The sequence below is a fragment of the Pseudomonas sp. Marseille-Q8238 genome, assembly GCF_965111915.1.
The window spans coordinates 953596-967858 of sequence record NZ_CBCOPI010000001.1; the positions used below are offsets into that span (position 1 = coordinate 953596).

The 14263-nt window shown below is 60.9% G+C and carries 9 protein-coding genes; 6 read left to right on the forward strand and 3 right to left on the reverse strand.

Going from position 1 to position 14263, the window contains the following annotated elements; genetic code table 11:
• The first annotated feature begins 74 nt into the window (after nucleotides 1–74).
• The 3 genes from ampD (at nucleotide 75) to ACWPW0_RS04225 (ending at nucleotide 3916) form a co-directional block, all read left to right on the forward strand.
• A complete protein-coding gene (gene ampD, locus ACWPW0_RS04215) occupies nucleotides 75–638 on the forward strand; it encodes a 1,6-anhydro-N-acetylmuramyl-L-alanine amidase AmpD (RefSeq protein ID WP_454254529.1) in 564 nt (187 codons plus the stop codon).
• On the forward strand, nucleotides 635–1465 hold the full coding sequence (gene ampE / locus ACWPW0_RS04220) for a regulatory signaling modulator protein AmpE (RefSeq protein WP_447589293.1): 831 nt from the start codon (nucleotides 635–637) through the stop codon (nucleotides 1463–1465). Before ampD ends, ampE begins: the two co-directional genes overlap by 4 nt.
• 420 nt (nucleotides 1466–1885) lie before the next feature.
• Nucleotides 1886–3916 carry a methyl-accepting chemotaxis protein gene (locus ACWPW0_RS04225; RefSeq protein ID WP_447589295.1) on the forward strand — a complete coding sequence of 677 codons (2031 nt, stop codon included), beginning with the start codon at nucleotides 1886–1888 and terminating at the stop codon, nucleotides 3914–3916.
• A 230-nt stretch (nucleotides 3917–4146) separates the two neighbouring features.
• On the opposite strand, the gene ACWPW0_RS04230 is transcribed toward ACWPW0_RS04225, so the two are convergent.
• Nucleotides 4147–4953, reverse strand: a complete 807-nt coding sequence (locus tag ACWPW0_RS04230; RefSeq protein WP_454254530.1) for a TatD family hydrolase — start codon at nucleotides 4951–4953, stop codon at nucleotides 4147–4149.
• A gap of 147 nt (nucleotides 4954–5100) precedes the next feature.
• Here ACWPW0_RS04230 and ACWPW0_RS04235 point away from each other — a divergent pair, with 147 nt between their 5' ends.
• Complete coding sequence (locus ACWPW0_RS04235; protein WP_454254531.1) at nucleotides 5101–7158, forward strand: AsmA family protein; 2058 nt, start codon at nucleotides 5101–5103, stop codon at nucleotides 7156–7158.
• A 176-nt stretch (nucleotides 7159–7334) separates the two neighbouring features.
• Here ACWPW0_RS04235 and ACWPW0_RS04240 read toward each other — a convergent pair whose 3' ends face one another.
• Together ACWPW0_RS04240 and ACWPW0_RS04245 are read right to left on the reverse strand one after the other, a co-directional pair.
• Nucleotides 7335–8024: a response regulator gene (locus ACWPW0_RS04240; protein WP_447589301.1), complete on the reverse strand. Its 690-nt coding sequence runs from the start codon at nucleotides 8022–8024 to the stop codon at nucleotides 7335–7337.
• Nucleotides 7999–11397, reverse strand: a complete 3399-nt coding sequence (locus tag ACWPW0_RS04245) for an ATP-binding protein (RefSeq protein WP_454254532.1) — start codon at nucleotides 11395–11397, stop codon at nucleotides 7999–8001. The genes ACWPW0_RS04240 and ACWPW0_RS04245 overlap by 26 nt, the downstream gene beginning before the upstream one ends.
• A gap of 468 nt (nucleotides 11398–11865) precedes the next feature.
• Between ACWPW0_RS04245 and urtA the strand changes: the two genes are divergently transcribed.
• Together urtA and urtB are read left to right on the forward strand one after the other, a co-directional pair.
• On the forward strand, nucleotides 11866–13110 hold the full coding sequence (urtA, locus tag ACWPW0_RS04250) for an urea ABC transporter substrate-binding protein (RefSeq protein ID WP_454254533.1): 1245 nt from the start codon (nucleotides 11866–11868) through the stop codon (nucleotides 13108–13110).
• A gap of 205 nt (nucleotides 13111–13315) precedes the next feature.
• Nucleotides 13316–14233 (forward strand): urea ABC transporter permease subunit UrtB, encoded by a 918-nt coding sequence (gene urtB, locus ACWPW0_RS04255; RefSeq protein ID WP_447589307.1) that lies wholly within the window; start codon nucleotides 13316–13318, stop codon nucleotides 14231–14233.
• Nucleotides 14234–14263 lie beyond the last annotated feature (30 nt).

Below are 14263 nucleotides of genomic sequence, written 5' to 3' on the forward strand. Positions count from 1 at the left end.
CGGCAATGCCGGGCGTTGTCGTTTCAGGGCAGCAATGGGCCTGTTAGAGTGTGGTCAGTGTTCAAGGAGCCAATATGCAGCTGGACCCCATCAGTGGCTGGTGCCGTGATGTGCAGCATTGCCCATCGCCCAATTGCAATGCCCGTCCGTTGGATGAGGTGTCGCTACTGGTCATTCACAATATCAGCCTGCCACCTGGTCAGTTTGGTACGGGCAAGGTGCAGCAGTTCTTCCAGAACTGCCTGCCGTACGACGAGCACCCGTACTTCGCCACGATTACCCACCTGCAGGTTTCTGCGCATTTCCTGATTGAGCGTGACGGCACGGTCATCCAGTTTGTCTCCTGTAATGAGCGTGCCTGGCATGCAGGCGTTTCCCTGTTCGATGGGCGTGAGAACTGCAACGACTTTTCCGTGGGTATCGAACTGGAAGGTACGGATGAGCTGCCTTTCAGCGATGCCCAATATGCTGCGCTGACGACCCTGGCGAGCGAAATGCTGCGGGTTTATCCAGCGATGAGCGTCGAGCGAATTTGCGGCCACAGTGATATTGCTCCTGGACGCAAGACCGATCCGGGCCCCTGTTTCGACTGGTCGCGCTTGCGTACCGCGTTGTTGACCAAGGAGAGCGAGAGATGAGTTTTCTGGTGCTGTTGTTGGTGCTGTGGGTCGAGAAGTTCTCGGCCTGGCGTCAGCGTATTCAGAAGGACGGTCCGTGGCTTCAGCTATTGGCGCGTGGCGAGGGGCGCGAGCAGACATCGCCGTGGGGGCGTTTGCTGGTGCTGGTCCTGTTGCCGGTGGTGGTACTCGGTATTCTGCTGCTGTTGATCAAGCCGTTGGCCTACGGTTGGTTGGCGTTGCCTGTGCATCTGTTGATCCTGATCTACAGCCTGGGTCGTGGCGACGTATTGACGGCGTTAGGGCCTTTCCGTGATGCCTGGCGACGTGGCGATGACCAGGCAGCCCTGCATGTGGCCGAGCGTGACCTGGGTGTTGTCGCCGATGGCGAGGCTGAGTTGCTGCTGAACGTACAGCGCTATCAGCTATGGCAGGCCTATCAGGGCTTCTTCGTGGTGATCTTCTGGTATGCCCTGCTCGGCCCGCTGGTGGCATTGGCCTATCGTCTGCTGGCTCTGGTGGTCGAGCATTCCCAGCAGGCGCCGTTGGTCGAGCGTGCCGCTCAGCTTCGTCATGCGCTTGATTGGCTGCCGGTACGGGTATTGGCGGCAAGTTTTGCATTGGTCGGCAACTTTGCCGCGGTGAGTCGAGTGGTCCTGCATGACTTGCTCAGCTGGGACATCCCCGCTGCACAGTTGTTGGTCAGTGCCGGCCGTGCTGCGGGTGAGCTGCCGGAGCCACAGCCCGGAGAGTCAGGGGTCAGCAGCCTCGATGCGTTGTGGCAACTGCTGGTGCGTGCCGCGGTGCTTTGGTACGCCGCGTTCGCAGTCTGGATACTTTTTCTCTGATATTCAGCTGACTGATAGGGGCGCTAGTCGCCCCGGCAGCATCAAGGCACATCTGCACAGGTGTGCCTGACCTTCTTCCCCTCCTACAATCCGTTCACCGGACCTTTCGCCGTGTGGCCGGGGTATCTCCAGGCGGCGGAGCCTCATCCTGCCTGAGGCAGATCAATACGAATGTTCACTGAACGGCATATCCTTAACCTTAAGTTACAGAGGTAGGGGCCGATATCGGGTATACGGTTGTCTGGGGATTACGCGAAAAGTGCCTGTTGAGGCCGCTTTTTGATGAAAAACCTCAGGGTAGGCGTCTGTTTCAGATGGGCGTGATCTACCCGCATTGCAGTTCCAGTAAGCACCTTGCCGTTCCATTGCCCGGCTACTCCAGCCTAGGCATATAACAATAATGGCAACAGGAGACGTCTAGTGAATAGCGTGTTGTATCCCGCCATCGCCCTGATGAATCGCATGAGCTTCGGCATGAAGTTCAGCTTGATCAGTGTGCTTTTCTTCCTGCCCATGCTCATCACCAATTTCTATCTGGTGCGCGACTCGTACAACGAGTTCGTCGATACCCGGTCTGAGCTGCAGAGCCTCGAACTGCTCAAGCAGAGCCTGAACATGCGTCAGGAGCTCGAGCGGCTCAATGACCTCGCTGAAGTCAATGCGGTGCTTGGTCAATCCGGTATGGCCGATAAACTGCTCGTGCAGATTGGCGATTTGGAAGCCAGCGTCGGCAAGACCCTGGACGCTTTGCAATCCAGCAGCAGCGACGCGCAGAAGATTGCGGAATTCAACGTGCAGCGGGATGCGGTCCGCAGTGCGCTGGAAGAGGTGAAGCAGCAGAGTTCGCAGCGCAGCAAGTCGAGCATGGCGACCAAGGCGCTGGATAACGCCGAAGTGTTCATCAAGTTTGTCGCCAGCCAGTCCGGTCTGAGTCAGGACAGCGACCTGACCGTGCGGCAGATGACAGAACTGATGACGACCGTCACGCCGCCAGTAACCAAGGCGCTGAGCAAGGGCCGTGCCTTGGGTACGTATTCCCTGGGACAGGGCATTCTCGGCTCTGCCGACAGCACTCGTCTCGACGAACTGTTGCAGGAGCTGGAAAAGCTGCACGCCGAATACGGCTTCAAGATTCAAAACGCCCTGGAAGGCAGTGCCGAGGCGCAACGCGCGCTGTCCGCTGCAGCGGAAGCCAGCCGCAAGACCTTGCCCGATGCCGGGGCGCTGCTTGAGGAAAATATCCTCATGGCAGACTCTCTGGATGCCCCGTGGGAAGACTTCTTCACCCAGATGACCACAGGTATCGACAAGACCTATGCCCTGAACGATGCGGTATTGCAGTACCTCGATCAGGAACTGGGCCAGCGCCTGGAGCAGAAGCGTACGCAGATGGTGCTGCTGGTTGTGGCACTGGTACTGGTGTTCGTGTTGATCGGCTACCTGTATGGCGGTTTCTACGTGTCTACCCGGGCAACGCTGAAAGGTTTTGGCAAGACCCTGGGGCAGGTAGCGGCCGGCGATATGACCGTCAGGGTCAATGTCAGCAGTCAGGACGAGTTGGGCGAGTTGGGCGAGGTGTTCAACGGCACCGTGGCGAAGATCCGTGACCTGATCGAATTGGTCGGGCAGACCGTGACAGAAGTCGAGCGTCAGGCTGATCGCGTGGAGCTGGTTTCCGGTGAAAGCAGCCAGGCCGTCACTGCGCAACGTGGACAGATCGAACAGGTCGCCACGGCGATGAACGAGATGTCGGCCACCGCGCAGGAAGTGGCACGTAGCGCTTCTGCGGCCGTGGATAGCGCCCATAGCGTCAACCAGGAAACCGTCAGCGGTCGGGCTACGGTCGAGGCCCAGGTGGGTAGCATCCAGCGGCTGGCCAACGAGATCGACCAGTCGGTCGGCGTGATCAATCAGTTGGCGGCCGACAGTGCCTCGATCAGCCAGGTACTGGAGGTGATTAAGGGCATTGCGGGGCAGACCAACCTGTTGGCGCTCAACGCTGCCATCGAGGCCGCGCGGGCTGGTGAACAGGGCCGTGGTTTCGCCGTGGTGGCCGACGAGGTGCGTAACCTGGCCAAGCGCACGCACCAGTCCACCGAGGAAATCGAGCAGATGATCGGCCGCTTGCAGAATGGAGTTGGGGCGACGGTCACTGCGATGAATGGCAGCCACCAGATGGTGGAGAACGCTGTCAGCCAGTCGAGCCAGGTACAACAGGCGTTGGAGAATATCCTGGGTGCAGTCGGCATGATCGTTGACCAGAACCAGCAGATCGCTGCAGCGGCCGAGCAGCAGACGGCAGTTGCCCACGATATCGACATGAACATCGTGGAAATCAACCAGGCCGGCGAGCGCACGGCGCAAGGCGCGGTGCAGACCGAGCAGGCCAGCCGGCAACTGTCTGACCAGGTGGCACGCCTCAAGGAGTTGATCAGCGCCTTCCGTGTCTAAATAACCTGCCTGACGAGAGCCCGCCATTTGGCGGGCTTTTTCATTGCGATGAAATTACACCTCGTAACGAGGAATCGGAACGCGTAGCTGATGCTCTTCTCGTCTACCGGCATCCCTTGGTGGATCGATAAAGCGTGATCCACCCTGCTTCCTGAGGACGGCAGTCTGCAGGGCGGATTAGCCGTAGGCGAAATCCATCGCCTGGCTGCTGATGCAAGTTACGCCTTCGGCTAATCCAGGTTACGCCCTGGGCACTGTATGGCCCAACCAAAGAGGTCTGCCGCGTTGCGGCTGCTGGCGCTGGCCAGGCTGTCGGCATCGGTGCGCAACAGCTCGGCCAGGCTTGCGCAGATATCCCCCAGGTATTCCGGGCTGTTGCGTTGCTGCGGATGCATGGCTGGGGCCATGTCGGGCGAGTCGGTTTCCAGGACCACCGCGTTCAGTGGCAGTTGCCCGATGACCTTGTGCATGCGTTTGGCCTGAGGCCACGTCGCCGCGCCGCCGAGGCCAAGCTTGAAGCCCAGCTTGAGGTATTCGCGGGCTTCTTCGTAACTGCCAGCAAAGGCATGGATGATACCGGCGCGTGGCACCTTGAGGCGTTTCAGCGTGGCGATGGTTGCTGCATGGGCGCGGCGCACATGCAGCAGCACGGGCAACTCGAATTCGATGGCGAGTTTCAGTTGCGCCTCGAACAGAGCCTGCTGGCGTTCGGGCTGGGGATTGTCGATGTAGTAGTCGAGGCCGAACTCACCGACCGCACACAGCTTTGGATGTCCGGCATGGCGCAACAGCCAGTCACGCAGTGCGACGAGGTGTTCGGGGCGGTGCTGTGCCAGGTACACCGGATGCAGGCCGAACGCCGCATGAATGGCGTCGTTGTCCAGGGCCAATTGCCACAAACGCTGCCAGTTCTCCTGGTACACACCGAGCACCACCAGCCGCTCTACGCCGACGGCTTTGGCGCGTTGCAGCACGTCAGCGCGATCGGCGTCGAAGTCGGGAAAGTCCAGGTGCGTGTGGGTGTCGATCAGGCGCATGGGGCTGTAAAAGTTCCTGGGTGGCCAAGTGCGCAGAATCAGCCATTTTCGACTCGCCTGCCAACCTTGTTGAGTCATTCGGCGTTTCTGTCAGTCGTAAATCATGACGTACAGCAGTTTTGGAGCTTGCCATGATGGAACGGTCGCATGACGCGCGTCGGTAGGGTGCTTGGGTGGTGCCTGGCCAGTCTGCTCTTGCTGGTGGCAGCGCTGATGCTGTTTCTGGTGCTGTTCGACTGGAACCTGATCAAGCCGACACTCAACGAGAAAGTCTCTGAGGCCCTCAATCGACCTTTCGCCATTGAGGGCAACCTGGCGGTTGTCTGGCGACGCGAGGACGGTGAGGGCGGTTGGCACGCCTGGGTGCCCTGGCCACATGTGGCTGCCGAACGGTTGACCTTGGGTAATCCGGAGTGGATCAAGGGCGATCCGTTTGTTCACCTGGAAAAGGTCGAGCTCCGCCTGGCGCCGCTTCCCCTGTTATGGAAGACCGTGCGTATCCCGCGTATCGACCTCACGGGGCCCGATGCCAATCTGCAACGTCTGGCCGATGGACGCAGCAACTGGACCTTCGACCTGGGTGAGCAGACCGCGACCGAAGAGGATGAGCCGACGCCCTGGACGCTGGATATCGGCACCATCGGTTTCGATCAGAGCCGTGTGCGGCTGGACGACCAGCCCCTGAAAACCCGCCTGGAGGTGCATGTCGATCCGCTGGGGCAGCCGATTGCCTTCAGTGAGATCGTCGGCAAGGCGGCTGCGCAGAAGGCTGCCGATCAGGATGCGACACCGCAGGACTATGCCTTCGCCTGGCGCGCCAAGGGCGCATACCAGGGGCAGGCACTGGAGGGCAGCGGCAAGGTTGGCGGTCTGTTGGCGCTGCAGGATACGGCCTTGCCGTTTCCGGTGCAGGCCGACGTACGCGCCGGCAGTACACGGATAATACTGGCCGGCACCCTGACCGACCCACAGAACCTGGGGGCGCTGGATCTACGCCTGCGTTTGTCTGGTAGCAGCCTGGGTAATCTCTACCCGCTGACCGGCGTGACCCTGCCGGATACGCCGGCCTACTCCACTGATGGTCGATTGGTGGCGCGTTTGCACGATGACAGTGGCGCGACCTTTCTCTACCAGGGGTTCAACGGGCGCATCGGTGACAGCGATATTCATGGCGACCTGACCTTCGTTGCCCGTCAACCCCGGCCGAAACTGTCCGGCACGCTGGTATCCAACCAACTGCTGTTCAGCGACCTGGCACCGTTGATCGGTGCTGACTCGAATGCGGAGAAAAAGGCGCGTGGCGCACCGGCCAATCAGCCTGGCGACAAGGTGCTGCCAGTCGAGGTGTTTCGCACCGAGCGCTGGCGGGCAATGGATGCCGATGTGCGCTTCACGGGAAAGCGCATCGTGCACAGCGACCAGTTGCCGATCAGTGACCTCGATACCCATCTGGTGCTCAATGACGGTCGTCTCAGCCTGGAGCCGCTGCGTTTCGGCATGGCCGGCGGGACTCTGGAGTCGACCATTCAGCTGGATGGCAACCGGGTGCCGCTACAGGGGCGGGCTCAGATAAAGGCGCGGCATTTCAAGCTCAAGCAGCTGTTTCCGACCTTTGCACCGATGCAAACCAGCCTGGGTGAACTGAACGGCGACGCCGATATTTCCGGCACCGGCAACTCGGTGGCGGCATTGCTGGGCAGCGCCAATGGCGAGCTGAAGATGCTGATGAACGATGGCGCGGTGAGCCGTGGCCTGATGGAAATCGCCGGACTGAATGTCGGTAACTATGTGGTCAACCGTCTGTTTGGTGACGACGAGGTCGAAATCAACTGCGCGGCGGCGGATGTGGGAATCAAGCAGGGGGTGCTGAGCACGCGACTGTTCGTGGTGGATACGGAGAACGCCATCATTACCGTCGATGGCACGGCCAACTTCGCCAGCGAGCAGCTGAATATGGACATCACGCCCGAGTCGAAGGGGCTTCGGGTGTTTTCCCTGCGCTCGCCGCTGTATGTGCGCGGCAGCTTCAAGAATCCGTCTGCGGGGGTGCACGCGACGCCGCTGGTTCTGCGTGGTGCTGGCATGCTGGCTTTGGGCGCGGTTGTAGCACCCGCCGCAGGGTTGCTGGCTCTGGTGGCGCCGAGTGGTGACCAACCCAACGAGTGTGAGTCGTTGCTCAAGCAGATTCAAAGCAGCAAACGCTGAGGCAATTGCGGATACCGTAACTAGTGGGCTGAGGCCTACTCTGCGTGGGGTTCAGGTGTTGTAGGGTGGCCAGGCGGCGACCCACTGCAGCCCACCCAATCAATGCATCATGAAACGGCAAAGTCGAACGTCGGCAATTGCCTCGATCCGGCCACCGTGTTGAAACATCAAAATCTCTAGCGCGCCACGCTGGCCGAAATCGCCACGGCCGCAGCGGCGGTGCGGGTTTCCACGCCGAGCTTCACGTACACGTGTTCCAGATGCTTGTTCACCGTGCGCGGGCTGAGGCCGAGGATGTCGCCAATGTCGCGGTTGGTTTTGCCGCAGGCTACCCAGCTTAGTACTTCCACTTCCCGTTCGGTGAGGGCGAAGCGCGACGACAGTGCCTCATACGCTGGCTCGTTACTCAGGCTGATGTCCAGTGGCTGCGAGGCGGCTCGGGCCGATTGCAGGATGCGTGCGGTGCGCAGGTGGGCGGCGACGCGGGCCAGCACCTCGTCCGGGTGTATCGGTTTGGTCACGTAGTCGATGCCACCAGCCTCGAAGCCCTCGACCACGTGCTCGCTGTCGGTCAGGGCGGTCATGAACAGCACCGGGATGTCTGCGGTTTCCGGCTGTGCCTTGATTCGCCGGCAGGTTTCGAAACCGTCCAGGCCGGGCATCATCGCGTCGAGCAGGATCAGGTCCGGGCGCCGGCGCTGGATGCGGTTCAGCGCGCTGAGGCCGTCGAGAGCCACCAGCACCATGTAGCCGGCATCGTCTAGGGCATCGGAGAGCAGGGCCAGGTTGTCCGGCGTATCGTCGACGATGAGAATCACGCCGCGGTCGGCTACCGCGCGGTCAGGATGGGGGGGCAGCGCGTTCAAGGTCGGCCTCTGTGAGTTGTCGGGTGAATTCATCCAGACGAAAGCCCTTCACCAGGGCACGCAATGCTGCGGTGAAGCTGGCGCAGTCGGGCGTCTGCCGGTCGATGGCGTCGAGTTTTTCCTGAATGCCACGCACGTAGCCGAGAGCGGCCAGCTCGCGCAATGTGTCTAGGTCGATGTCGCTGGGCAGCACGCGGACGAGCTCCTGCGTCACAGGACCATTCTGGGTACGACGTAGCCATTGCAGATCCAGCTGCTTCTGGATGCGCTCGAGCAGAGCCGGGGTGTGCACTGGCTTGGCCAGGTAGTCGTTGCAGACAGCGCCCAGGCTGCGCTCTCGGTCGTCGGCGAAGGCATTGGCCGAAAGCACGATGATCGGCGCCTGGGACAGTGCATTGCGGCGGATCAGACGGCTGGTTTCCCAGCCATCCATCTGTGGCATCGACAGGTCCATGAAGATCAGGTCGGGGTTGAGTAGCGCCACCTGGCGAATCGCTTCCTGTCCGCTGGCGGCCTGGGCGATGTTGAAACCCAGTGGTTCGAGCATGCCAGCCAGTACACGTCGGTGCTCGATATGGTCGTCCACTACCAGGATCAGCCGACGTGGCCCCTGGTAGCCGATGATGTCGTGCTCCACGTGTACGACCGCCTGCGGCACGCGCACCTCGGAGAGAAACAGGCGCACCTGGAAGCGGGTGCCATGGTCGAGCACGCTGGTCACCGAGAGTTCGCCGCCCATCAGCGAGGTGAGCATGCGGGTGATGGTCAGGCCCAGGCCGACGCCGTTGTCCTGGCGCATCAGGTCGCCGCGCTCGAACGGCTGGAATATTCGCTCGATCTGCTGCGGGTCGATGCCGATCCCGGTATCGATGATCTCGAAGCTGGCTGTTTCACGCAGGTAACTGACTCGCAGGCAGACTTCGCCACTGTCGGTGAAACGCACGGCATTGCCCAGCAGGTTGATGAGGATCTGCCGCACGCGCTTCTCGTCGCCGCGGACCACCGCAGGCATGCGCCCGCTGGTTTCGAGGCGGAAGAGCAAGCCTTTTTCTGCCGCTTGCGGGGCGAACATGCGGTCGATCTGATGGATGAACTCAGGGAAGGGAATTTCCGAGAGTTCCAGGTTGAGCTTGCCGGCTTCGATCCTTGCCACGTCGAGCAACCCGTCGATCAGCGATAGCAGGTGCGAGCCACTGCGGAAGATGGTCGCCAGAGCGTCCTTGTGCTGACCGGGCATGGCCGCATCGCGCTGCAGGATCTGGGTATAACCGAGGATGCTGTTGAGTGGTGTGCGCAGTTCGTGGGAGAGTCCGGTGACGTAGCGGCTCTTCGCCGCATTGGCCGCCTCGCTGGCCTCCTTCGCTTTCTGCAGTTCTTCATCGGTGCGCCGGTGGGCCTCGATTTCCTGCATCAGCAGCAGAGTCTGCCGGTCCGATTCCTTCTGCGCCACCTGGCGGCTTTCGCGGGTCAGCACCAGCCACCAGGCGAGGATTCCGGCGAATAGAGACAGGGTCAGGAAAGCCTTGAGGAAGGCCTGGTAGAGCGTCTGCTGGACCTCGGGCGAATGTGGTACCAAACCATGAGAAACCTGGCCGTAGATCAGCGCCAGGGCGCCGAACATCATCAGCATCAGCAGGGCGAGCAGGCTCATGTACTGCGCCAGGCGGCTGTGCAGGCGTGGAATCGAGGCTTTCGGGTAGACCCACCGAACGAAGTCGTCCAGTTGCTCGACCAGTCGTGCCTGGGGTTTGCAGGCGTCACCGCAACGGGCGTCGAGCGAACAGCACAGCGAGCAGATCGGCGTGCTGTATGCCGGGCAGAAGGCCATGTCTGGCGCTTCGAAGGCATTGCTGCACAGACCGCACTGCACGGTTTCCCGTGGGCTCGTGGTGTAGAGCAGGTGGGGCTCGCTGGCACGGGCGATGTAGTAGCGGCCCTTGGTCAGCCAGGCGATTAGCGGCGCGCTGATGAAGGCGGCGGCCAATGCCACCATTGGCGAGGCGGCTTCGGCCAGCCTGCCGAACAGGCCGACATAGGCCAGGATCGACAGCAGGGAAGCGATCAGCATGGCGCCAACGCCGACCGGGTTTATATCGTATAGGTGCGCGCGCTTGAACTCGATGCCTTTGGGCGACAGGCCCAGGGGCTTGTTGATCACCAGGTCGGCAACTAACGCGCCGATCCAGGCGATGGCTATGTTGGCGTACAGGCCGAGCACCTGCTCGATGGCCTCGAACACGCCCAGCTCCATCAGCATCAGGGCGATAGCCACGTTGAACACCAGCCACACCACGCGGCCGGGGTGACTATGGGTGATACGGGCGAAGAAGTTCGACCAGGCCAGCGAGCCGGCGTAGGCATTGGTCATGTTGATCTTCATCTGTGAAACGATCACGAACAGCACCATTGCCCCCAGCGCCCATTCTGGAGAGCTGAACACATAGTTGAACGCTACCAGGTACATCTGCGTCGGCTCGGCGGCGCGGTCGATGGGGATTTCGTGTTGGAGGGCGAGGAAGGCGAGAAAGGCACCGGCGAGCATTTTCAGTGCACCGGGGATGATCCAGCCCGGCCCGGCCATGAGCAGTGCGGCCCACCAGCGTTTGCGGTTGTACTGTGTTTTTTCCGGTAGAAAGCGCAGGTAGTCGACCTGCTCGCCGATCTGGGTCACCAGGGCGAGGGCCACGGTACAGGCGGCGCCGAAGTAAAGCAGATTGAAGGCACCAGCATCACCTTCGCGGCCACTGAAACTGGTCCAGTCGCTCAACGCTTCAGGGTTCTTAATCATCACGAACAGGTAGGGCAGGAACAACAGCACCAGCCACAGTGGCTGGGTCCAGGTCTGCAGCCTGTTGATCAGGGTAATGCCGAAAGCCACCAGGGGGATCACCAGTACCGAGCAGATCACGTAGGCCAGCGCTAGTGGAATGCTGAAGTACAGCTCCAGGGCCAGGGCCATGATTGCTGCTTCGAGAGCGAAGAACAGGAAGGTGAAGCTGGCGTAGATCAGTGAGGTGATGGTCGAGCCGATGTAACCAAAACCAGCGCCCCGGGTCAGCAGGTCCATGTCCACGCCGTAGCGCGCGGCGTAGTAGCTGATCGGTAGGCCAGTGAGAAAGATGATCAACGCGATCGCCAGTACGGCCCACAGGGTGTTGGTGAAGCCGTAGCTGATTGCCAGGGCACCGCCGATGGCCTCCAGAGCGAGGAACGACACCGCACCCAGCGCCGTGTTGGCGATGCGCAGCTCCGACCATTTACGGAACGACTTGGGCGTGAACCGCAGCGCATAGTCCTCCATGGTCTCGTCAGCGACCCAGCTGTTGTAGTCGCGGCGGATCTTGACGATGCGCTGGGTACCGGTTGGTTGCACGGAGGAGGTTCCTGATGACGATTGCCGGTGAAATAGCAACTTCCATGCCTCAAGTGTGATGCGTCCTGCGTGCTCTATCGCCCTTGCGGCAATTGCCTTCAGGTAGAGCCCTCCGTAGCGGGAACCGTGCGGCGGATTTCGGAGTTTAACGGGTACGCTGCGCCGCTGTATGCCTTCATTGATATATGAATATATATTTATATATCAATGACTTGTCTTTTGTTTTTTAGATATGAGGTAGTGTGGCGGGCAAGTCCTCTGGCGCGATAAAACTGCACTGTCTTGGCGCGTTTCCGGTATGCCGCCCAGGTCTGGGGCGTGGGGTTCGAGTGTCTACGTCAGATGACGTATGCCCTTACGTCAACCTGCGTATACCGCGCCGTTAGCCGATAAACGCATTCTTGCTGCGACCCAATCTGGTACCCGAAAGGCGAGCCGGTGCGGAAACATCACCAGAGGAGCAAGACCATGGATCAACGACTGACGGGTGCGAAACGCTTTCTTCCCCGCCGGCTGACGCTGGGTGCCGCGGCACTCTCGTTGCTGGCTGCCAGTGTATTCAGCCAGACGGCGACCGCTGATGACGTCAATACCACCGGGCTTGCCGTAACCGACACCACCGTGACGGTCGGCCAGTTGCACTCGGCCACCGGCACCATGGCCATCTCGGAAACCGGCGCGATCCAGGCCGAGCGGCTGGCCATCGACCAGATCAACGCCTCGGGTGGCGTACTCGGCCGGCAGATCAAGGTGATCCAGGAAGATGGCGCCTCCGACTGGCCGACCTTCGCCGAGAAGGCCAAGAAGCTGCTGGAAAGCGACAAGGTCGCCACCGTTTTCGGCTGCTGGACTTCAGCCTCGCGCAAGGCGGTTCTACCCATCTTCGAGAAGGACAACGGCCTGCTCTACTACCCGACCTTCTACGAAGGCCTGGAGCAATCGAAGAACGTCATCTACACCGGCCAGGAAGCGACCCAGCAGATCCTCGCCAGCCTCGACTGGATCGCCAAGGAGAAGGGCGCCAAGACCTTCTACCTGCTCGGCTCCGACTACATCTGGCCACGCACCTCGATGAAGATCGCCCGCAAGCACATCGAGAACGTGCTCGGTGGCACGGTGGTCGGCGAAGAGTACTACCCGCTCGGCAACACCCAATTCGGCTCGCTGACCAACAAGATCAAGCTGAAGAAGCCGGACGTGGTCTTCGCGGCCGTGGTTGGTGGCTCGAACGTGGCCTTCTACAAGCAGCTGAAAGCCGCCGGCATCACCGCCGACAAGCAGACCCTGCTGACCCTCTCCGTGACCGAGGATGAAATGCTCGGCATCGGCGGCGAGAACATGAAGGGCTTCTACTCCTCCATGAAGTACTTCCAGACCCTGGACAACCCGAACAACAAGAAATTTGTTGAAGAGTTCAAGGCCAAGTACGGCAAGGATTCGGTCATCGGTGACGTGACCCAGGCCGGCTACCTCGGGCCATGGTTGTGGAAGGCCGCGGTCGAGAAGGCCGGCAGTTTCGACGTCGACAAAGTGGTTGCCGCCTCCCCAGGCATCGAGCTGACCACCGCGCCGGAAGGCTACGTGAAGGTGCATGACAACCATCACCTGTGGAGTAAGTCGCGCATCGCCGAGATCCAGGCCGACGGTACTTTCAAAGTGGTCTACGAGTCCGAGCTGATCGAGCCGAACCCGTTCCCCAAAGGCTACCAGTAAGCGCCCGGTGCGCAGGGCCTTGCCCTGCGCATGTTTCCTTCCTGTAGGAGCCAGCTTGCTGGCGATCGCTCTGCCAGCGGGCGATCGAGTGCCGGTATCGATCGCCAGCAAGCACTAGGCGTGCCCCAGGCTCCTACACAAAGGTCCGCGTGACCAGCCTCGCACGAGGCTACGAACCACCTCCCACTATCAGGAGACCATCATCATGGAATGGCTATCCGACTTCGGCGCAATTGCCGTCATGCAGGGTTTCAACGGCTTGTCGGTGTTCTGTGTGCTGCTGCTGATGGCACTGGGTCTGGCGATCATCTTCGGCCAGATGGGCGTGATCAACATGGCCCACGGCGAATTCCTCACTGTTGGCGCCTACACCACCTATGTGATTTCGACGCTGACCCTGCAGTACTTCCCGGCCATGCAGCCGTACTATTTCTTCTTCGCGATCATCGCCTCGTTCTTCATCGCCGGCGCCCTCGGCTGGCTGGTGGAATGGCTGATGATCAGCAAGCTTTACCACCGTCCGCTGGACACCCTGCTTGCCACTTGGGGCCTGTCCCTGGTGCTGCAGCAGACCTTCCGCTCGATCTTCGGCGCCCGTGAGGTCGGCGCGGAAATGCCCGCGTGGATCATGGGTTCGTGGAACCCCGTCGAGGGCATCGACATTCCCAAGAACGGCCTGTTCGTCATGGCGCTGACCCTGTTCTGCACCGCCGCCATCTTCCTCATGTTGTACCGCTCGCGCTGGGGCCTGCAGGTCCGCGCAACCATGCAGAACCGGGTGATGAGCCGTGCTGTGGGCATCAACACCAAGCGCGTCGACCGTATGACCTTCGCCCTCGGCTGTGGCGTGGCTGGTGTGGCTGGCGCGGCGTTCACCACCATCGGCTCGACCGGCCCTACCGCCGGCTCGTTGTACATCGTCGATACTTTCCTCACCGTGGTCTTCGGCGGTGCGGCCAGCCTGCTCGGCACCATCGCCTCGGCGTTCACCATCGCCCAGGCGCAATCGATCATGGAGTTCTTCCTCTCCGGTTCGATGGCCAAGGTGCTGACCCTGTCGGCGGTGATCCTGATCCTGATGCTGCGTCCGCAAGGACTGTTCTCGATCAAGGTGCGTAAGTGAAAAGCCACTTTCAACCTACTGCGCGCTCCA